The sequence below is a fragment of the Janthinobacterium sp. PC23-8 genome, assembly GCF_002250505.1.
GTDB lineage: Bacteria > Pseudomonadota > Gammaproteobacteria > Burkholderiales > Burkholderiaceae_D > Janthinobacterium.
Map to the genome: position 1 here is coordinate 2,311,884 of NZ_NJGY01000001.1, position 21,028 is coordinate 2,332,911.

The following is a 21,028-nucleotide window of genomic DNA, read 5'->3' on the forward strand; positions in this document are numbered from 1 at the left end:
GGCTAAACGAGGGATGCCTTGAAGGCATCGTAAAAAAGGGTATTTTCTTCGGGGGTACTGACGCTGACACGCAGGCAGTTGGCCAGCACAGCATGCATTTTACTCATATTTTTGATTAAAACCCGGTGGGCAAGCAGTTTGGCGCAAACATCGTCGGCGTCAGCCACACGAATCAAGAGAAAATTTGCCTTCGAAGGAAACACGGTCACGCCCGGCAGCGCCGCCAGCTGTGCCGCCAGCGCATCGCGCGCGCTGTTGAGCAAGTCGGCCTGGGCATTGAGCACGTCGAGGTGCTCGAGCAGGAATTCGGCCGCCACCTGCGTCAGCACATTGACGTTGTACGGTGGGCGCACTTTCTCGATCTGCTCGAGCAGCGCTGGCGCGGCCGACATATAGCCCAGGCGGATACCGGCCAGGCCCAGCTTCGACACGGTGCGCATCACCACCAGGTTTTCATGGTCCGGCAGGCGCCGCATGAAACTTTGTTGCGCGAACGGCTCGTAGGCTTCATCGAGCACGGCAATGCCCGACTCGCCCAGGGCGGCGAGAATGCGCTCGATGTCGGCGCTGGCAAACAGGTTGCCGGTCGGATTGTTCGGGTACGCCAGGAACACCAGCGCCGGCCGGTGCTGCGCGATGGCTGCCAGCATGGCGTCCATGTCCAGGGTGAAATCGTCGTTGAGCGGCACGCCGACGAAGTCCATGCCGGCAAACTGGGCCGAGCGCGCATACATCACGAAGCCAGGTACGGGCGCGAGCAGCACGGCGCGCCGCTGCTGGCTGGCGCAGGCCATCGCCAGCAGCGAGATCAGTTCATCGGAGCCATTGCCCAGGATCACGTCATAACCGGCGGGCACGCCCAGCTTGGCGCACACGGCGGCCTTCAGGCTGGCGTATGACGGCGGATAGCGGTTCAGCACGGCGTCGGCCAGGCGCACGCCCAGCTCGTCGCGCAAATGCTGGGGCAGCAGATACGGGTTTTCCATCGCATCGAGTTTGACGTAGCCGCTGGCGTCGGGCACATGGTAGGTGCCGATGGCGCGCACGTCAGGGCGTACCGTGTTCTGGATTAACTGATCGAGAAAAGACATGCTGCAAACACTCCTGACATGAATGACAATTTAAACGGCGGCGTCTTCGGGCACGGCGGCGCGGCGGGTTTTCCTGGCTGCAGGCTTTTTGGCGGCCGGCTTGCTGACGGCTTTCTTTTTCTGCGGCACCGGCGCATCCTGTTCCTGCGCCGCCAGCCGCTGTTCGATGATGGCGCAGTAATCGGGGTTCAGTTCGAAACCGACAAAATCGCGTCCGCAGCGCCTGGCCGCCAGCGCCGTGGTGCCGCTGCCCATGAACAGGTCGAGCACCACGCCGCCGGGCGGGCACGACGCCTTGACCATGCGCTCGATGATTTCCAACGGCTTCTGGGTCGGGTGGTCGGCCCGCTCCGGATGCTCCTTGTGCAGGCGCGACACGCTCCACAAGTCCTTCGGGTTGTAGCCCACTTCCAGCCATTTGGCGCCGATGAAGATCGAACGCGAACGGGCCTTTTTTGTCGCCGCGTCGTAGGCGATGCGCACCGCGTCGAGGTCGAAATAATAGTCCTTGCGCTTCACAAAAAAGCCGATCGTGTCGTGCACCGATGAAAAGCTGCGCACGCTGCCGCCCATCGACGGCACGCGGCGGTCCCAGATGATTTCATTCATCATCGCCATGCGCTGTTTGAGCATGACGAAGATCTCCGGCGAAAAGCGCCAGGTGGTGAAAATATACAGGCTGCCGTTGGCCTTGAGCTTGGGCAACGCCGCATCGATCCACTGCTCGGTCCAGCGCAGGTAGTCAGCCACCGTCTGCTGGTCCGAGGCGTTGCCGTAATCCTTGCCCAGGTTGTATGGCGGATCGGTCAGGATCAGGTCGACCGCGCCATCGGGAATGCGCGCCAGCCCGGCCAGCGCGTCTTCGCACCAGACCCGGTTGATCCAGTCCTGCGCTGGCGGCGCCGGCGTCATTGCGGTTTCAAGCGCAGTTCGGCGCTGCGCGCGTGCGCCTGCAAGCCTTCGCCATAGGCCAGGGTGGCGGCCACCCGGCCCAGGGTTTGCGCGCCGGCTTCGCTCACATGAATGATCGACGAGCGCTTCTGGAAGTCGTACACGCCCAGCGGCGAGGAGAAGCGCGCCGTGCGCGAGGTCGGCAACACGTGGTTGGGGCCGCAGCAATAGTCGCCCAGCGACTCGGACGAAAAGCGGCCGAGGAACATGGCGCCCGCATGGCGGATTTTATCGGCCCACTGCTGCGGATGTTCCGCCGAAATTTCCAGGTGCTCTGCGGCGATGCGGTTGGCGATGGCGCACGCCTCTTCCATGTCGCGCACCTTGATCAGGGCGCCACGGTCGGCCAGCGAGGTGCTGATGGTGGCCTGGCGCGGCATGGTCGGCAGCAGCCTGGCGATGCTTTCCTCGACGCGCGCGATATAGGCGGCATCGGGGCACAGCAAAATCGCCTGCGCCAGTTCGTCGTGCTCGGCCTGCGAAAACAGATCCATCGCCACCCAGTCCGGATCGGTGCTGCCGTCGCACAGCACCAGGATTTCGGACGGCCCGGCGATCATGTCGATGCCGACGATGCCGAATACGCGGCGCTTGGCGGCGGCCACATAGGCGTTGCCGGGGCCGACGATCTTGTCGACGGCGGCGATGGTGCGCGTGCCGTAGGCCAGGGCGGCAACGGCCTGCGCGCCGCCGATGGTGATCACGCGCGTCACGCCAGCGATGGCGGCGGCGGCCAGCACCATCTGGTTCTTGATGCCGTCCGGGGTCGGCACCACCATGATGATCTCGGCCACGCCCGCCACGTGTGCAGGAATCGCATTCATCAGCACCGACGACGGATAGGCGGCCTTGCCACCCGGCACATAAATGCCGACGCGGTCGAGCGGGGTGATCTTCTGGCCCAGCACCGTGCCGTCGGGTTCGGTGTAGGTAAAACCTTTCAGCTCGTCGCGCTGGCGCTCGTGGAAGACGCGGATGCGCTGTGCGGCGACCTGCAGCGCTTCGCGCTGGGCCGACGGCAGGCCGTTCAGGGCCGAGCGCAGTTCGGCTTGCGAGATGTCAAAGGCCGCCATTTCCGCCGCGCCGCCATGCGGGATGCGGTCGAAACGGTTGGTGTATTCCAGCACGGCGGCGTCGCCGCGCGTTTTCACATCGGCCAGGATTTTGGTGACCGACGTTTCAATCGCTTCATCGGTACCCGCTTCGAACGCCAGCAGCGTATCGAGCGACTGTTGAAAGCCATCCTGGCTTGAATCGAGCTTGCGTATCTGTATCGGCATGATGGATTCCTGCTTGTCTGCGTGATTACTTGGACTGTGACGCGCGTTCAAACGCCTCGATGATCGGCTGCAGGCGCGCGCGCTTGAGTTTCAGGGCCGCCTGGTTGACCACCAGGCGCGACGAGATTTCCATGATGTGTTCCACTTCCACCAGGTTGTTCGCGCGCAAAGTGCTGCCGGTGCTGACCAGGTCGACGATGGCGTCGGACAGGCCGACCAGCGGCGCCAGCTCCATCGAGCCATACAGCTTGATCAGGTCGACGTGCACGCCCTTGGCGGCAAAGTGCTCGCGCGCCGTGTGCACGAACTTGGTGGCCACGCGCAAGCGCGCACCCTGGTGCACCGCCTTTTCGTAGTCGAAACCGGCCTGCACCGCCACCGACATCCGGCAGGCGGCGATATTGAGGTCGATCGGCTGGTACAGGCCTTCGCCGCCATGTTCGAGCAGCACGTCCTTGCCAGCTACGCCGAAGTCGGCCGCGCCATACTGCACATAGGTCGGCACGTCGCTGGCGCGCACGATAATGACGCGCACGTTCGGGTCGTTGGTCGGCAAAATCAGCTTGCGCGAGGTTTCCGGATTTTCCAGCACGCGGATGCCGGCCGCTTCCAGCAGCGGCATGGTGTCGTCGAAAATGCGGCCCTTCGACAGCGCCAGGATCAGTTGCGAGTCCTTGTTCAAACCATTCATGTTCTTGCCTTCTTTATTTGATGCGCACGATGTTCGCGCCGACCGCCGACAATTTGACTTCCATGCGATCGTAGCCGCGGTCGAGGTGATAGATGCGGTCGATCAGGGTTTCGCCGTCGGCGGCCAGGGCCGCGATCACCAGCGACGCCGAGGCGCGCAGATCGGTCGCCATCACGGGCGCGCCGCGCAGATGCTTGACGCCGGCGATGATGGCCGTATTGCCTTCGATGGTGATGTCGGCGCCCAGGCGGTTCATCTCCTGCACGTGCATGTAGCGGTTTTCAAAGATCGTTTCGGTGACGCGGCTGGCGCCATTGGCGAGCGTGTTGACGGCCATGAACTGCGCCTGCATGTCGGTCGGGAAACCCGGATATTCGGTGGTGCGGAAACTCACCGGATTCGGGCGGGCCGACATTTCGGCACGGATCCAGTCGGCGCCAAAGGTCATCGTCAGGCCCATCGCGCGCAGTTTGTCGAGCGCCGCGTCGAGGATGTCGGTGCGCACATTGCGCAAGGTGATGTCGCCGCCGGTAGCGGCCACAGCGCACAAAAAGGTGCCCGTTTCGATACGATCAGGTATCACGGCATGCGCCGCGCCATGCAGCTCGGCCACGCCCTGGATCACCAGGCGGCTGGTGCCGATGCCGTCGATCTTCGCGCCCATCGCCACCAGCAGGTTGGCCAGGTCCGTCACTTCCGGCTCGCAGGCGGCGTTTTCCAGGATGGTCTCGCCGTGCGCCAGGGTGGCCGCCATCAGCAGGTTTTCGGTGCCCGTGACGGTGATCATGTCGGTGACGATGCGCGCGCCCTTCAACTTGGCGCACTTGGCGTAGATATAGCCGGCCTCGATGCGGATCTCGGCGCCCAAGGCTTCCAGGCCCTTGATATGCTGGTCGACCGGACGCGAACCGATGGCGCAGCCGCCCGGCAGCGACACTTTCGCTTCGCCGAAACGCGCCAGCATGGGTCCCAGCACCAGGATCGAGGCGCGCATGGTTTTCACCAGGTCATACGGCGCTTCCAGAGTCGTGATGGCGCTGCCGTTGAGGACCACGCGGTCGCCGTCCTGCTGTACTTTCAGCCCCGTCTGGCTCAGCAATTTGAGCATGGTGGCGACATCGTGCAGGTGCGGCACGTTGCTCAGCTCCAGGTCGCCGGCGGTCAACAGACCCGCGCACAGGATGGGCAGGGCGGCGTTCTTGGCGCCGGAGATGGCGATATCGCCGTTCAGGCGGTTGCCGCCGTTGATCAGGAGCTTGTCCATCGCTTATCCTTGGTATTCTTCAGGTGTCAGGGTTTTCATCGACAGCGCGTGGATTTCTTCACGCATGCGGTCGCCCAGCGCCGCGTAGACGATCTGGTGGCGCTGTATCAGGCGCTTGCCGGCAAACGCGGGCGAGACGATGATGGCCTGGAAGTGCTGGCCGTCGCCCTCCACTTCGAGGTGGGTGCATTCGAGACCGGCTTGCAGGTAGCCGTGGATCAGTTCTGGAGTAGTGGTCACGATAAGTCCTTGGATATTGAATGGGGTGATATGGTTTCAGTGGCGCCAATTAGTGTCGTAATCTGTAGCCGCTTTTCAGCAGGCGGATCGAGGCCAGCGACAGGATCACCAGGAAGCCGCCGACTATCGACAGGCTCAGCCAGGGGCTGACGTCGGAGGTGCCGAAGAAACCGTAGCGAAAGCCGTCGATCATGTAGAAGAAGGGGTTCAGGTGCGATACCGTCTGCCAGAACGCAGGCAGCGAATGGATCGAATAGAACACGCCCGACAAGAACGTGGCCGGCATGATCAAAAAGTTCTGGAACGCGGCCAGCTGGTCGAATTTCTCGGCCCAGATACCGGCGATCAGGCCCATGGTACCCAGCATGGCGGCGCCCAGCAAGGCAAACACGACGATCCACAAGGGCGCCACGAACGCCAGGTCGGCGAACCAGCAGGTAATGGCAAACACGCCCAGGCCCACGGCCAGGCCGCGCGCGACCGAAGCGAGTACATACGCCGAAAAGATTTCCCAGTGCGACAAAGGCGTCAGCAGCACGAACACCAGGTTGCCGGTGATCTTGGACTGGATCAGCGAGGACGAGGAATTGGCGAACGCGTTTTGCAGCACGCTCATCATCACCAGGCCGGGAATCAGGAAGGCGGTATAGGTGACGCCAGGGCTCGGTTCCACGCGGCCATCGAGCACATGGCCGAACACCAGCAGGTACAGCATCGAGGTCAGTACGGGGGCGGCCACGGTTTGCGTCGCCACTTTCCAGAAGCGCAGGGTTTCTTTATAGACGAGGGTGCGAAAGCCTGACGACATCATACGGTACCTTTATCCATGATCTGCAAGAAGATATCTTCCAGGTCAGCTTGTTGCAATTGCATTTCATCGATCTCGGCGCCCGACTGGCGCAGGCGCGCGAGAATGTTTTCGACTTCGCTGTATTCGTTGACGCGCAAGCTGAACTTGTTCGGCGCGTGCGGCTGCGCAGGATGCAGCAGCAGATGCTGCAAATCGGCCGGCAGGCTGCCGTGCTTCAGGTGCACCTGCAACTGCGAGCCAGCGATGCGGCGGATCAGGGCCGACATGGTGTCGAGCGCCACCACCTTGCCGCTTTTGAGCATGGCCACGCGCTGGCACATCGCCTGCGCCTCTTCCAGGTAGTGGGTGGTCAGCACCACCGTGTGGCCGCCTTCGCGGTTCAGGCGCGAGATGAATTTCCATAACGTCTGGCGCAGTTCAACGTCGACGCCGGCGGTCGGCTCGTCGAGCACGATCACGGGTGGCTTGTGCACCAGTGCCTGGGCCACCAGCACGCGCCGCTTCATGCCGCCCGACAGCGCGCGCATATTGGTGTCGGCCTTGCCGGTCAGGTCGAGGTTTTCCATCACCTCGTCGATCCACTTGTCGTTGTTCGGCAAGCCGAAGTAGCCGGACTGCAGGCGCAAGGTTTCGCGCACCGTGAAGAAGGGATCGAATACCAGTTCCTGCGGCACCACGCCGACGCTGCGGCGGGCATTGCGGAAGTCCGTGACCACGTCGTGGCCCTGGATGGTGACGCTGCCGCTATCAGGCCGGATCAGGCCGGCGATAATGGAAATCAGGGTGGTCTTGCCCGCGCCGTTAGGGCCGAGCAGGCCGAAAAACTCGCCCTCCTCGATCGCCAGCGAGACGCCGCCCAGCGCTTTGAGCGATTTATAGCTCTTTTCGACATTCGTGATTTGAATTGCGGTCATGTGCTTGTGTTCTGGTGTGATGCGCCGCTTGCCGGGAAAACTCAGGCCGACAAGCCGGTGCCGGGCGCCGTCTTTCTGTTGAAGGTGGCGCAACAGTCAATTATAGTTGGAAAATTCGTGGAACACTTGGGGATCAGTCCGGCGGAGCTGCTGCACCACCGGCTTGACGACTACTGCTGATGCGGGGAGTGGGACAGGATCAATGATGATGCAGGTCGGACGGGCTGCGCGCGGCGTGCGCGCCGGCAGTGCCACAGTCGTCTGCGGTCAGGCTGCTCGACACGAGCGAGCACACGCCATACAGTTTGGTCAGGTTTTTCAGATTGGTCGGCAGGTGGTTCAGCTCCAGCACGGCGCCCGCTTCCTGCGCCGCGCGCTGCCACGTCAGCATGACCGACACGGCCGCCGAATCGACGGCCTTGACGTTGCGCAGGTCAAACCTGGTCTGGCCCGAGCGGATCGCGGCCAGACCCTGCTCCAACGCCGAGGTGGCGTTGTGCACGGTCAATGACGTCAGGGACTGCAAGGTGTCAAGAGGATCTGGCATGGCGTGGCTGAACTGGATCGGAGCTATATGATAGCCGATTATTTGGCTTTGACGACAGGACGCGAGGCCAGGGCCTTGTTTTTATCGGTCAGGGTCTTGATCAGGCCATCGATGCCGCCCTTGCTGATTTCGCTGTTGAAGCTGCTTTTGTAGGTTTCCACCAGCCAGGCGCCCAGCACGTTGATGTCATAGATCTTCCAGCCGCTCGGCGTCTTGGCCACGCGGTAGTTCAACGGGACCGGTTCGCCACGGGCCACGTTGACCTGCGAACGCACTTCGACGTCGGTGTCGCCCGGATCGGCGCGCAGCGGCTTGAATTCCACGGTTTCATTCTTGATCTGCGCCAGCGCACCGGCATAGGTATACACCAGCAGGGTGCGGAACTCGGCCGACAGGCGCTGCTGCTGGTCCGGCGTGGCGGTACGCCAGTGACGGCCGGCGGCCAGCGAGGTCATGCGCTGGAAATCCACGTACGGCAGGATCTTGGTTTCCACCAGGGCGTTGACGCGGTTGATGTCGCCCGACTGGATACCCTTGTCGGCCTTGGCCGTGTCGATCACTTCCTGGCTGATGCGTTTGACCAGCGCATCGGGCGCTTCGGTGGCGGGCGCGGGCGCGGCGGCCTGGGTGGCGGTGGCAAAGGCGATGGTGGCCATCGCCAGCAGTTGTTTCATCAATTTCATGGTTTTACCTTTCAGGTGATCTTGCCAAATGCGGGCGGGCGCCCCATTCCACGCCACCCGCAGTGCCTGCGGGATGACGATGCGGTAACGCCAGTCTACTATTGCGTCGTGGTGCCGGTGGCAACAGTATTGCTACCAGATGTTACGGCATCGGCCGCCGGGGCCGCTTTCAGGCTGTCTTCGTCATCGATCGCGCTGCTGTCGTTTTTTGGCGCCTTCTGGTCGCGGCGGCTGGTATCGCCGTCGAAGACCTTGCTTTCACGCGCTTGCAGGTAGCCGTCGCGGATGAATTCATAACGGTCCAGCGCCGCCGCTTCCATCAGATTGGTCGCATCGAGGTAGGAAGCACGCTTGTCGATCACGCGCGTGGCCGTGCCGATATTGCGCACATTGCTCGGATCCTTGTAGCGCCAGGGATCGCCCACCACGTCGAGCGGCAGGGCGACGGTGTCGCGCATGGTCGACGGTCCCAGCAGCGGCAGTACCACGTAAGGGCCGGGATTGACGCCGTACCAGCCGAGCGTCTGGCCGAAGTCTTCATTGTGTTTCGGCACGCCGGCCTGCGAGGCGATGTCGATCAGCCCCAGAATGCCGAAGGTCGAGTTCATGGTGACGCGCACGATGTCCTGCAGGCCCGCTTCGCCCTTGCCTTGCAGCAGGTTGTTGGCCGCGCTCCAGACGTCGGACAAGTTGCCGAAGAAATTGCCCACGCCGGTCTGCACGAACGACGGCAGCACATTCTTGTAGGCGGTCGCCACCGGTTTCAAGGCCACTTCATCGACCTTGTCGTTGAACGTGAACATGGCGCGGTTGTAGCCCTCCAGCGGGTCGCGCGGGTTGCCGCTGCTGGCGCAGGCGCTCAGGGTGGCGGCGAATGTCAGTATCAGGGCGATACGGCCCGCATTTGCTACAGTATTCATGTTCGACTCGCTCATTTGCTGTCCTTTCCGTCCGCTGCCTTGCTGTAGATGAACTGATTGATCAGGTCTTCCAGCACTGTGGCCGATTGAGTGCGGGCAATCTTGTCACCCTCCGCCAGGTTGGCCACATCCCCGCCCGCTTCCAGGCCGATATATTGCTCACCCAACAGACCGGCCGTCAAAATCTTGGCCGAGCTATCTTTCGGAAATTTGTAACCGTCTTCGATGTCCAGCTTGACCAGCGCCTGGTAGGTCTTGTCGTCAAATACGATTTCCGACACCCGGCCAACCACCACGCCAGCACCCTTGACGGGCGCTTGCGGTTTCAGGCCGCCAATATTGTCGAATTTCGCCGTAATAGTATACGTATCGGTGAAAGACAGCGAACTCATATTGCCAGCCTTGAACGCCAGAAACATCACTGCCGCCACGCCCAGCAAGACGAACAGGCCTACCCAGACATCCAGAGATTTACGTTGCATAAACAATCCTAAATAATTTTGACTTGCCGCCCCCTGCGCAAAGCCGTGCAGTGGACTGATTTTTTTGCTTTTACGAAATTTATTTGCTGAACATCACGGCTGTCATCATGAAGTCCAGCCACCACACCATCAGCGACGAGATGACCACCGTGCGCGTGGTGGCGCCGGACACGTCTTCCGGTGTCGGCTGTGCCTGGTAACCCTGGAACAGCGCGATAAAGGTCACGGCGATGCCGAATACCATGCTCTTGATATAGGTGCCGTTGACAATATCCTTCCAGATATCCACGCCAGCCTGCATTTGCGACCAGAACGAGCCTTCGTCGACACCGATCAGCACCACGCCCACCAGATAACTGCCAATAATGCCGACCGCCGTAAAAATGCCGCCCAGCACCGGCATGGCGATCACGCCGGCCCACAAGCGGGGCGCCAGCACGCGCTGGATCGGATTGACGGCCATCATTTCCATGGCTGACAATTGCTCGCCCGCCTTCATCAGGCCGATTTCGGCCGTCAGCGACGTACCGGCGCGGCCGGCAAACAGCAGCGCCGTGACGACCGGCCCCAGTTCGCGCATCAGCGACAGCGCCACCAGCTGGCCCAGCGACTGCGTCGCGCCATAGGTGGTGAGCGTGTAATAGCCTTGCAGACCCAGCACCATGCCGACGAACAGGCCGGACACGGTGGTGATCACCAGCGAGCGGCTGCCGACAAAAAACAGTTGTTCCACCACCAGGCGCGGCCGGCGAAACAGGCCGCCCGAGGCGGCGACAATAATAAAGAAGGACCGTACCGCAAAGCCGAGGTCCTGGATCGAATGACGCAACCATGCCCCGATAGCGGCCAGAAAACGCACGATCATCGGCCACCCTCCGCGTGCAGGCCCAGGTCATCGGCCAGGGACTTGCCCGGATAGTGGAACGGCACCGGGCCGTCCGCCTCCGCATTGACGAACTGTTTCACGTAAGGGTGGGTCGATACCGCCATCTCGGCCGGCGTGCCGTGCGCCACGATTTTGCCGGATGACAGAAAATAAACGTAATCAGCGATGGCGAAACACTCCTTCACATCGTGCGATACCAAAATGGATGTCGAACCGAGCGCATCGTTCAGATTGCGGATCAGGTTGGCGGTCACGCCCATGGAAATCGGGTCCAGGCCGGCGAACGGCTCGTCATACATGATCAATTCGGGGTCGAGCGCAATTGCCCGCGCCAGCGCCACGCGCCGGCCCATGCCGCCCGAAATCTCGGCCGGCTTCAATTGCGCCGCATTGCGCAGGCCGACCGCGTGCAGCTTCATCAGCACCAGGGTGCGGATCAGCTCTTCATTGAGGTCGGTATGCTCGCGCAGCGGAAAGGCGACGTTTTCAAAGGCCGTCAGGTCGGTAAACAAGGCGCCGTGCTGGAACAGCATGCCCATCTTGCGGCGCATCAAATACAACTGCTCGGTATCGAGCGCATGCACGATCTGGCCATCGACATTGACAGCGCCGGAACTGGGGCGCAACTGCCCGCCGATCAGGCGCAGTACGGTAGTCTTGCCACTGCCGGAGCCACCCATGACGGCCACAACTTTTCCACGTGGGAAATCCATTTGAAGGCCCGATAAAATCGAACGTTCTCCATAGGCAAAGTGTAAATCACGGATTTCAACAAGATTTGGCACGACGAGACTCGCTATTTTAATGGCGTATTGTAGTGCAGAAACGCCAACCTCTGCTGAAGCAGCCCTTGCCACAATCTTGGCTAGGGGAAGAATACAACACTAATGAACTGAAAGTCAGATATTTTAGTGTAAAAATCGTGCAAGGAGCGGAGCCCTTCACGGCCGCGTGACGCGCTGCACAAAAACAACCAGGGCCACGCCGCTGCGCGCGCCGTGGCCCTGGCTTTCAAAGCGAGCAAGCGCTCGCCTATTTTTTAACGCGGCAGCAAGGATGCGCCCATCAGGAACTCATCGACGGCGCGTGCGCACTGGCGCCCTTCGCGGATCGCCCACACGACCAGCGACTGGCCGCGGCGCATGTCGCCGGCGGCAAAGATCTTCGGCACCGAGGTGTAGTAGCTGCGTTCGCCTTCGGTGGTGGCCTTGGCGTTGCCGCGCGCATCGGTGTCGACACCGAACGCTTCCAGTACCTGACTCACTGGCGACACGAAGCCCATTGCCAGGAACACCAGGTCGGCCTTCATTTCGAATTCCGAGTTCGGCACTTCGCTCATCTTGCCGTCTTTCCATTCGACCCGGCAGGCGATCAGCTTGTCCACCTTGCCGCCCTTGCCTTCGAAACGCTTGGTGGCCACCGCCCAGTCGCGCTCGCAGCCTTCCTCGTGCGACGACGAGGTGCGCAGCTTGGTTGGCCAGTAAGGCCAGACCAGCGGCTTGTTTTCCTGTTCCGGCGGCATCGGCATCAGTTCGAACTGCGCCACCGAGGCGGCGCCCTGGCGGTTCGAGGTGCCGACGCAGTCCGAACCGGTGTCGCCGCCGCCGATCACGACCACGTGCTTGCCCGTCGCCTTGATCTGGTCCTTGAGCTTGTCGCCGGCGTTGATCTTGTTTTGCAGCGGCAGGAAATCCATGGCGAAATGCACGCCTTTCAATTCGCGGCCCGGCACCGGCAAGTCGCGCGGCTGCTCGGCACCACCAGCCATGATGACGGCGTCGAATTCTTTTTCCAGGTCTTCCGGGAAAATCGTTTCCTTGGCCCAGTTATTGACATGGGCCGGGAAATCCTTGCCAACCAGCACGCTGGTGCGGAAGACCACGCCTTCGGCTTCCATCTGCTTCACGCGCAGGTCGATATGCGACTTTTCCATCTTGAAGTCGGGAATGCCGTAGCGCAGCAGGCCGCCGACGCGGTCGCTCTTTTCAAACACGGTGACGGCATGGCCGGCGCGCGCCAGTTGCTGCGCCGCCGCCAGGCCGGCAGGACCGGAGCCGACGATGGCCACTTTCTTGCCGGTGCTGAAAGACGCCGGTTGCGGCGTGACCCAGCCGTGTTCCCAGCCCATGTCGATGATCTTGTGTTCGATCGACTTGATGCCGACCGGATCTTCGTGGATGCCCAGCGTGCAGGCCGCTTCGCACGGCGCCGGGCAGATACGGCCCGTAAATTCCGGGAAGTTATTGGTCGAATGCAAGACGTCGAGCGCTTCGCGGTAGGCGCCGCGATACACCAGGTCGTTCCAGTCGGGGATGATGTTATTGACCGGGCAACCCGTGTTGCAGAACGGGATGCCGCAATCCATGCAGCGTGCCCCTTGCACGGTCGCTTGCGCGTCCGACAGGTGCAGCACGAATTCCTTGTAGTTCTTCAGACGCGCGGCAGGCTCCAGATAGTGTTCGTCCTGGCGCTTGAATTCCATGAAGCCGGTGATTTTACCCACGATGATTCCTTTATATTTGGCTGGCGGGGAGCGGCCTGGCCGCTCCCTGGTCACATTCTTGGCGCTGAGCTTTGACTCAGGCGGCGACGGCTTGTACTTCCTGGGCGGCGTCGGCGGCCATTTCAATCAGCGCGCGCTTGTATTCGTTCGGGAAGACCTTGACGAATTTGCCGCGCGCCACTGCCCAGTCGTCGAGCAGGACGCGGGCGCGGGTGCTGCCCGTGTGCTTGAAGTGACGCTCGATCAGGCGCTTGAGGATCACTTCATCGGCTTCCGGCGTGCCGTTGCGCTGCTGGGCGTGCCAGGCGTCGCGGTGGGCTTGCTGTTCGCTGGCCGAGACCACCTTGTCGAGGCTGACCATGGCCGTATTGCACTTGCTGGCAAAGTCGCCCGCCGGGTCATATACATAAGCAACACCGCCCGACATGCCGGCCGCAAAGTTACGGCCCGTCGCGCCCAGCACCGCCACCGTACCGCCGGTCATGTATTCGCAGCCATGGTCGCCCAGGCCTTCGACCACCGCCGTGGCGCCCGAGTTGCGCACGGCAAAGCGTTCGCCCGCCACGCCATTGAAGAAGGCTTCGCCGGCCACGGCGCCGTACAGCACCGTGTTGCCGATAATGATGTTGTCCACCGCCCAGCCGCGGAACTCGGTATTGGGGCGCACGATGATGCGCCCGCCCGACAGGCCCTTGCCGACGTAATCGTTGCCTTCGCCGACCAGGTCAATCGTGATGCCATGCGCCAGGAAGGCGCAGGCCGACTGGCCGGCCGTGCCTTGCAGCTGGATGTGAATGGTGTCGTCCGGCAAGCCGGCATGGCCGTATTTTTTCGCCACTTCGCCCGACAGCATGGTGCCGACCGTGCGGTTGACGTTGCGCACCGGCGAGATGAACGACACGCGTTCGCCCTTCTCCAGCGCGGCGCGCGCTTGCGCGATCAGCTTGTGGTCGAGCGCTTTTTCCAGGCCGTGGTCCTGGTTTTCCACATGGCGGCAGGCTTGCCCGTCCGTCGTTTCCGGTTTGTGGAAGATGGCCGAGAAGTCCAGGCCCTGCGCTTTCCAGTGGGTGATCGCCTTGGACTTGTCGAGCAAGTCGACGCGGCCAATCAGCTCGTCATAGGTGCGGATGCCCAGCTGCGCCATCAACTGGCGCGCTTCTTCGGCCACGAAGAAGAAGTAGTTGACCACATATTCCGGTTTGCCCGAGAACTTGGCACGCAAGACCGGGTCTTGCGTGGCCACGCCCACCGGGCAGGTGTTCAGATGGCATTTGCGCATCATGATGCAGCCTTCGACCACCAGCGGCGCGGTGGCAAAGCCGATTTCGTCGGCGCCCAGCAGGGCGGCGATCACCACGTCGCGGCCTGTACGCATCTGGCCGTCTGCTTGTACCCGGATCCGGCTGCGCAAGCCATTCAGCACCAAGGTCTGCTGCGTTTCGGCCAGGCCCAGTTCCCATGGTGTGCCGGCATGTTTCACCGACGACAGTGGCGAAGCGCCCGTGCCGCCGTCATGGCCGGCCACCACCACGTGATCGGCCTTGGCCTTGGTCACGCCGGCGGCCACCGTGCCGATACCGACTTCCGACACCAGTTTCACCGAGATCGAGGCGCGCGGGTTGGCGTTCTTCAAATCGTGGATCAGCTGCGCCAGGTCTTCGATCGAATAGATATCGTGGTGCGGCGGCGGCGAAATCAGGCCCACACCCGGCACCGAGAAGCGCAGGGTGGCGATATATTCCGACACTTTATGGCCGGGCAACTGGCCGCCTTCGCCAGGTTTCGCGCCTTGCGCCATCTTGATCTGGATCTGGTCGGCCGAGTTCAGGTAGGCGGCCGTGACGCCGAAACGGCCCGAGGCCACCTGCTTGATGCGCGAGCGCAGCGAATCGCCTTCCTGCAAAGCGATGTCGACCACCATCTGCTCCTTGCCCATGATCGAGGCCATGGTCTCGCCCTGCTTGATCTTGATGCCTTTCAGTTCCATCGCATAGCGCGACGGATCTTCGCCGCCTTCGCCGGTGTTCGACTTGCCGCCGATACGGTTCATGGCCACGGCCAGAGTGGCGTGCGCTTCGGTGCTGATCGAACCCATCGACATGGCGCCGGTAGCGAAACGCTTGACGATTTCCTTGGCCGGCTCCACTTCATCGAGCGGTATCGCCTTGGTCGGGTCGAGCTTGAATTCGAACAGGCCGCGCAGGGTCAGGTGGCGACGGCTCTGGTCGTTGATGATCTGCGCATACTCCTTGTAGCTGGAAAAATTGTTGGCGCGGGTCGAATGCTGCAGCTTGGCAATCGCGTCCGGCGTCCACAGATGGTCTTCGCCGCGCACGCGGAAGGCGTATTCGCCACCGGCGTCGAGCTGGTGGGCCAGTACCGGATCATTGCCGAAGGCCAGGTGATGCAGGCGCAGCGCTTCTTCCGCCACTTCAAACACGCCGATGCCTTCCACATTCGAGGCCGTGCCCTTGAAGTATTTGTCGACCAGGGACTTGTTCAGGCCTATCGCTTCGAAGATCTGCGCGCCGCAGTAGGACATGTAGGTCGAAATGCCCATCTTCGACATGACTTTCATCAAGCCCTTGCCGACTGCCTTGGTGTAGTTGTAGATCGCCTTGTCGCCCGACAGGTCGCCCGGCAAGCCGTGCGCCAGCTCGACCAGGGTTTCCATCGCCAGGTAAGGGTGGACCGCTTCCGCGCCATAACCGGCCAGCAAGGCGAAGTGATGGGTTTCACGGGCCGAACCGGTTTCCACCACCAGGCCGGCCGAGGCGCGCAGGCCCTTGCTGACCAGGTGCTGGTGGACGGTCGAGGTGGCCAGCAGCGCCGGAATGGCGACCTGCTCGGCGCAGATGGCGCGGTCCGAGATGATCAGGATGTTGTGACCGGACTTGACGGCGTCGACCGCTTCGGCGCACAGCGAGGCCAGGCACGCTTCCACGCCTTCCTTGCCCCAAACCAGCGGGTAGCAGATATCGAGTTCGTAGGACTTGAACTTGCCGCCCGTATGTGCGCTGATATTGCGCAGGCGCGCCATGTCCTCGAAGCCCAGCACCGGCTGCGATACTTCCAGACGCATCGGCGGATTGACGTTATTGGTGTCGAGCAGGTTCGGTTTCGGGCCGATAAACGACACCAGCGACATCACCATCGCTTCGCGGATCGGATCGATCGGCGGGTTCGTCACTTGCGCGAACAGCTGCTTGAAGTAGTTATACAGCGGCTTGAGTTTGTTCGACATGACGGCCAGCGGCGAGTCGTTGCCCATCGAGCCGGTCGCTTCCTCGCCGGCGACGGCCATCGGCGCGAGCAGGAATTTCAGGTCTTCCTGGGTGTAGCCGAAGGCCTGCTGGCGATCGAGCAGGGACGGCTGGGCTTTTTCGCCCTGGGCGCGGTCCTGCTTGAGCTGGCCTTCGGCCATCTTGATTTCGTCGAGCTTGATGCGCACCGAGTTGATCCAGGCTTTGTACGGCTTGGCGTTGGCGTAGGTGTTTTTCAGTTCCTGGTCGTCGATGATGCGGCCCGCTTCCAGGTCGATCAGGAACATTTTGCCAGGCTGCAAACGCCATTTCTGGATAATCTTCGATTCCGGGATCGGCAGCACGCCCGACTCCGAGGCCATCACCACCAGGTCGTCGTCGGTGACGATGTAGCGCGCCGGACGCAGGCCATTGCGGTCCAGGGTGCCGCCGATATGGCGGCCGTCGGTGAACGCCATGGCAGCCGGGCCGTCCCATGGTTCCATCATCGCGGCATGGTATTCGTAGAAGGCGCGGCGGTTGTCGTCCATCGTCGTGTGGTTTTCCCACGCTTCCGGGATCATCATCATCATCGCCTGGGCGATCGGATAGCCGGCCATCAGCAGCAGTTCGAGCGCATTGTCGAAGCAGGCGGTGTCGGACTGGCCTTCATAGATCAGTGGAAACAGCTTTTGCAGGTCGTCACCCAGCACGGCCGACTTCATCACGCCTTCGCGCGCACGCATCCAGTTGAAGTTGCCTTTGACGGTGTTGATCTCGCCGTTGTGGGCGATCAGGCGGTACGGGTGGGCCAGCGGCCATTCGGGGAAAGTATTGGTCGAGAAACGCTGGTGCACCAGCGCCAGCGCCGAAATGCAGCGCGCATCCTGCAGGTCTTTATAGTAGACACCGACCTGATCGGCCAGCAGCAGGCCCTTGTAGACAATGGTGCGTGCCGACATCGACGGCACGAAGAATTCCTTGCCATGCAGCAGTTTCAAGGCCTGGATGGCGTGGCCCGACGATTTGCGGATCACATACAGTTTGCGCTCGAGCGCATCGGTGACCATGATGTCGGGACCGCGGCCGATAAAGATCTGGCGGATCACGGGTTCCTTGGCGCGCACGGTCGGCGACATCGGCATGTCGGTATCGATCGGCACGTTGCGCCAGCCGAGGATGACCTGGCCTTCGATGCGCACGGCGCGTTCGATTTCCTGTTCGCAAGCGATGCGCGACGCATGTTCCTTCGGCAGGAACACCATGCCCACGCCGTATTCGCCAGGCGGCGGCAATTCCACGCCCTGCTTGGCCATCTCTTCGCGGTAATACTGGTCAGGAATCTGGATCAGGATGCCAGCGCCATCGCCCATCAGCGGATCGGCGCCGACGGCGCCCCGGTGATCGAGGTTTTTCAGTATCAGCAAACCCTGTTCGACGATCGAATGGGTTTTGTTGCCCTTGATATGGGCGACGAAACCGACGCCACAGGCATCGTGTTCATTGGCTGGGTCGTACAGGCCTTGCGCTTTCATGGGCTTCTCCGCTGCAAAATGACTATCGAAAAGCTAGAGTAGTGCAATGCAGCAGAAAACTCAACTAGAAAAAAAAGGGTCGGAGTCGAATTAAATGGATTTTAGTCGCTCAAAAAATTTAATGGGGACATAGTCATGATTTTCACAATGAAAATGCGTCTTGTTTATTCTTTGGTTTTTAGGCCGGATCGGCAGTGATTTTGCGTGGACGGCCCCGCCTGGCGGGCAATACCTGCCGCTTCATTTTGACTTCCAGCGCCTGCTTGAAGGCATCCGAACCGAGCGGCCAGCCCTTCAATACCGCCGCTTCCAGCACCTTGACCTGGCTGCTGCCCAGGCCCTGCTCGACCAGGCTCAGATAGGCCGCCTCGCGGTCGAACGGCGTATTCCCCAGCGCCCAATACAGCGCATGGTCGGTGACGATGGGGTCCGGCCGCAGGCCGGCATGGCAAGCATGGCTGGACCACGGATAATCGCGCGGCTGAGCCACCAGGCCCACCTGCACCGGCACCCTCTCCAGGTAATGGCAAGCCAGCAGGAAGAAATGTTCGGCATCGATGACCGAGGTTTTGTAGCGCCCCTGCCACAGTGCCCCTTCACGGCCATACTTCTGGTTAAAGTAGGGCACGTAATAGCGTCCCAGCCATTGCATCAGCTGGCCCAGGCCGGTGCTGTCGCTGGGGGTGGCCAGCAAATGCAGCTGGTCCGGCAATAACACATAGGCGTGGATGGCGACCTTGAACCTTCTGGCGCCGGTTTTCAGCCAGGCGAGGCACTGCGTGTAGTCGGCACTGTCCTGAAACACCGGCTGGCCGTTGCTGCTGCGCTGGATGACGTAATGGGGCAGTTGCGGGATGATCAAACGGGGCAGTCGGGCCATGGCATCGTCGTGGAATAAAAGCGAATGGCGTGATTCTACCCACTTTACCGGCCCGGACACGACTCTGGCCCTGATTTTTTTCGTGGACGGAAAAAAAGGGACGACTGTGTCCCCTTTATTGTTAACCGGCTATTTTCAGGACAGGTTGAAGCTGGCCGACAGGCTGTAGCCCTCGCCATAGGCGCTGCGCAGCGGCAGGTCCTGGCCCAGGCCCGTCTTGGCTTTCTTGCGCAAGCGATAGACCAGCATGTCGACGCGGCGGCCCGCGTCGGGATCGTCGCCGCCCATGCCGGCCACGATCACGTCGCGCGGCACCGGGCGGGTATTGATGGTCAGCAAGTGCAGGAAATTGAATTCCTTTTCCGTCAGGGCGATCACCGAACCCATCAGTTCGAGCTGGCGCGCGCTCACTTTCAAGGTCCACTTGCCCGGTTCGGGCGCCGCCGATTCCTGTGGTCCGACGCGGCGGTCCAGCGCTTCGATATGGGCAGCCAATTCCGGGAACTTGATCGGCTTGGTGAGATAGTGGTCGGCGCCCAGGCGCAGGCCGAGGATGCGGCTGTCGAACGCCACCCGGCCCGTCAGCACCAGCACGCCGATCTGCGGATACAGCTGGCGCATGCGCGGAATGACGTTGAAGCCGTCCTCGTCGGGCAAACCCAGATCGAGCACCACCACATCGACATTGCCATGGCTGAGTGCAGCCCACATGTCGCCAGCCGAGCTGGCGGTATGGACTTCATGTTCGAGCTCAACGAGGAACTCCGCCATGTCTTCTGCGTAGTCCAGATTGTCTTCGACGATCAGTATTTTCGTCATTGCTACGCCATTCTTCTTGTTAATAAGCATTTCATGTGGCAAACCTTGCCATGCACTTCTTGCGCCATGATGGATGGCAGGGCAGGTCTACGTCAAGGAATTATCACGGTTGACTTCAGCGGAAGCAAGGATTTTCCCAGCGGCCACCGGCAGCGGCAGCCAGATGCGCAAAGCAGCGCCTTCCTCATTCCCACTATCGATCTGCAAGCTGCCGCCGTGTACTTCCACCACAGCGCGCGCCATATACAGGCCCAGGCCCGCGCCCGGGTGGCCGCTGGCAAACCTGCCGCGGTAGCCCTTGTCGAACACCTGCGCCATTTCGTCCGGTGGCACGCCGGGGCCACGGTCGCGCACCACGAACTCCACCCCGCCCTGCCGCGCCAGCCGGCCTTCGAGCGTGACCGGGCTGCCGGCCGGACTGAATTTGACGGCGTTGTCCAGCAGGATTTTCATAGCCAGGGCCATGCCTGCCACGTCGCAGCGCAGGCGGGCCGGCAAGTCTTCATCGAGCTGCAGCCGCACCGGATGGCTGGCCGGCACGGTGGCGGCGGCCTGCTGCAGCAACAGCAAAGGCGCAATACCATCGGCGGCACGCTCACGGCCAATCGCCGCCATGCGTTCGGGCGACAGATAATCGTCAATCATGGCCAGCAAGCGGTCGACCGCCGCCTGTATCTTGACATAGCGCTTGCGCGTGGCCTCGTCGGCACCGCCGCCGGTCGCCACCAGTCGCTGGGCCGCGCCATCGATGGTGGCCAGGGGCGTACGAAACTCATGCGACAGCATGGAGGCAAACTTTTTCTGTTCGGCGGCGCGCTGCGCTTCTTCCTGCTGCGCCTGCGTCACGTCGCGCACGCTGCCGACCAGGGTCCAGGGGCGGCCCGCCATGCGTTCGACCAGGGTGGAGGTGATTTCCAGCGCCAGCTGGCCATCGCCATGCGGCAGTTGCGCTTCGCGCAGCAGCGTCAAGCGACTCGTGTCGCCGTCCTGCCAGCGCCGCAAGCGGGCCGGCACATCGACGGCCAGGCGCGCCGCATGTTCCCGCAGGGCAGGCAGGTCCAGACCAGTCATACGCTGGGCGGCCGGGCTAATGTAGAGCAATTCGAAGGTGGTGGCGTCGAGCAGGAACTGCGCGTCGCGGCTGTGCTCGGCCAGCAGGCGGAACTGTGTTTCGCCCGCGCGCGCGCGCAGCAGGGCGCGGCGCAATTGGACAAAACGCAGCGCCATCAGGATGGCGCCGGCCAGCAGCAACAGGAACAGTGGCAGCATGCTTATACCCGGCATGGATT

At 62.0% G+C, this 21,028-nt stretch carries 19 protein-coding genes; all 19 read right to left on the reverse strand.

The annotated features are described in order from the left end of the window. Window positions 1-2 precede the first annotated feature (2 nt). On the reverse strand, window positions 3-1,091 hold the full coding sequence (gene hisC / locus CD932_RS09945; protein WP_094442497.1) for a histidinol-phosphate transaminase: 1,089 nt from the start codon (window positions 1,089-1,091) through the stop codon (window positions 3-5). A 30-nt stretch (window positions 1,092-1,121) separates the two neighbouring features. Next, window positions 1,122-2,003 (reverse strand): site-specific DNA-methyltransferase, encoded by an 882-nt coding sequence (locus tag CD932_RS09950; protein WP_094442498.1) that lies wholly within the window; start codon window positions 2,001-2,003, stop codon window positions 1,122-1,124. Then, window positions 2,000-3,322: a histidinol dehydrogenase gene (hisD, locus tag CD932_RS09955; RefSeq protein ID WP_094442499.1), complete on the reverse strand. Its 1,323-nt coding sequence runs from the start codon at window positions 3,320-3,322 to the stop codon at window positions 2,000-2,002. Before hisD ends, CD932_RS09950 begins: the two co-directional genes overlap by 4 nt. 25 nt (window positions 3,323-3,347) lie before the next feature. After that, a complete protein-coding gene (hisG, locus tag CD932_RS09960) occupies window positions 3,348-4,013 on the reverse strand; it encodes an ATP phosphoribosyltransferase (RefSeq protein WP_094442500.1) in 666 nt (221 codons plus the stop codon). A 13-nt stretch (window positions 4,014-4,026) separates the two neighbouring features. After that, window positions 4,027-5,277: a UDP-N-acetylglucosamine 1-carboxyvinyltransferase gene (murA, locus tag CD932_RS09965; RefSeq protein WP_094442501.1), complete on the reverse strand. Its 1,251-nt coding sequence runs from the start codon at window positions 5,275-5,277 to the stop codon at window positions 4,027-4,029. Window positions 5,278-5,280: 3 nt separating this feature from the next. Then, window positions 5,281-5,517 carry a BolA family protein gene (locus tag CD932_RS09970; protein ID WP_094442502.1) on the reverse strand — a complete coding sequence of 79 codons (237 nt, stop codon included), beginning with the start codon at window positions 5,515-5,517 and terminating at the stop codon, window positions 5,281-5,283. 49 nt (window positions 5,518-5,566) lie between these two features. Continuing rightward, complete coding sequence (locus tag CD932_RS09975) at window positions 5,567-6,328, reverse strand: ABC transporter permease (RefSeq protein ID WP_094442503.1); 762 nt, start codon at window positions 6,326-6,328, stop codon at window positions 5,567-5,569. Then, window positions 6,325-7,242: an ABC transporter ATP-binding protein gene (locus CD932_RS09980; protein ID WP_094442504.1), complete on the reverse strand. Its 918-nt coding sequence runs from the start codon at window positions 7,240-7,242 to the stop codon at window positions 6,325-6,327. The genes CD932_RS09975 and CD932_RS09980 overlap by 4 nt, the downstream gene beginning before the upstream one ends. Before the next feature lie 199 nt (window positions 7,243-7,441). Beyond that, window positions 7,442-7,789 carry a lipid asymmetry maintenance protein MlaB gene (locus tag CD932_RS09990; RefSeq protein ID WP_094442506.1) on the reverse strand — a complete coding sequence of 116 codons (348 nt, stop codon included), beginning with the start codon at window positions 7,787-7,789 and terminating at the stop codon, window positions 7,442-7,444. Window positions 7,790-7,827: 38 nt separating this feature from the next. Then, window positions 7,828-8,472, reverse strand: a complete 645-nt coding sequence (locus CD932_RS09995) for a phospholipid-binding protein MlaC (RefSeq protein WP_094442507.1) — start codon at window positions 8,470-8,472, stop codon at window positions 7,828-7,830. A gap of 98 nt (window positions 8,473-8,570) precedes the next feature. Continuing rightward, window positions 8,571-9,392: a VacJ family lipoprotein gene (locus tag CD932_RS10000; protein ID WP_254926541.1), complete on the reverse strand. Its 822-nt coding sequence runs from the start codon at window positions 9,390-9,392 to the stop codon at window positions 8,571-8,573. Between the two features lie 11 nt (window positions 9,393-9,403). Next, window positions 9,404-9,874, reverse strand: coding sequence for an outer membrane lipid asymmetry maintenance protein MlaD (mlaD, locus tag CD932_RS10005; protein ID WP_094442509.1), 471 nt, complete (start codon window positions 9,872-9,874; stop codon window positions 9,404-9,406). Between the two features lie 79 nt (window positions 9,875-9,953). After that, window positions 9,954-10,739 carry a lipid asymmetry maintenance ABC transporter permease subunit MlaE gene (mlaE, locus tag CD932_RS10010; RefSeq protein WP_094442510.1) on the reverse strand — a complete coding sequence of 262 codons (786 nt, stop codon included), beginning with the start codon at window positions 10,737-10,739 and terminating at the stop codon, window positions 9,954-9,956. Continuing rightward, complete coding sequence (locus tag CD932_RS10015) at window positions 10,736-11,545, reverse strand: ABC transporter ATP-binding protein (protein ID WP_094442511.1); 810 nt, start codon at window positions 11,543-11,545, stop codon at window positions 10,736-10,738. The genes mlaE and CD932_RS10015 overlap by 4 nt, the downstream gene beginning before the upstream one ends. Before the next feature lie 254 nt (window positions 11,546-11,799). Next, the gene (locus CD932_RS10020; protein WP_094442512.1) at window positions 11,800-13,263 is read right to left on the reverse strand and encodes a glutamate synthase subunit beta; all 1,464 of its coding nucleotides are present in this window, start codon (window positions 13,261-13,263) and stop codon (window positions 11,800-11,802) included. A gap of 76 nt (window positions 13,264-13,339) precedes the next feature. Further along, entirely contained in the window at window positions 13,340-18,040 is a 4,701-nt protein-coding gene (locus CD932_RS10025; RefSeq protein ID WP_094442513.1) for a glutamate synthase-related protein, read from the reverse strand. 178 nt (window positions 18,041-18,218) lie between these two features. Beyond that, window positions 18,219-18,920, reverse strand: a complete 702-nt coding sequence (locus tag CD932_RS10030) for a transposase (protein WP_094442514.1) — start codon at window positions 18,918-18,920, stop codon at window positions 18,219-18,221. 135 nt (window positions 18,921-19,055) lie between these two features. Then, window positions 19,056-19,739, reverse strand: a complete 684-nt coding sequence (locus CD932_RS10035) for a response regulator transcription factor (RefSeq protein ID WP_094442515.1) — start codon at window positions 19,737-19,739, stop codon at window positions 19,056-19,058. A gap of 87 nt (window positions 19,740-19,826) precedes the next feature. Further along, on the reverse strand, window positions 19,827-21,008 hold the full coding sequence (locus tag CD932_RS10040; RefSeq protein WP_094442516.1) for a HAMP domain-containing sensor histidine kinase: 1,182 nt from the start codon (window positions 21,006-21,008) through the stop codon (window positions 19,827-19,829). Window positions 21,009-21,028: the final 20 nt, after the last annotated feature.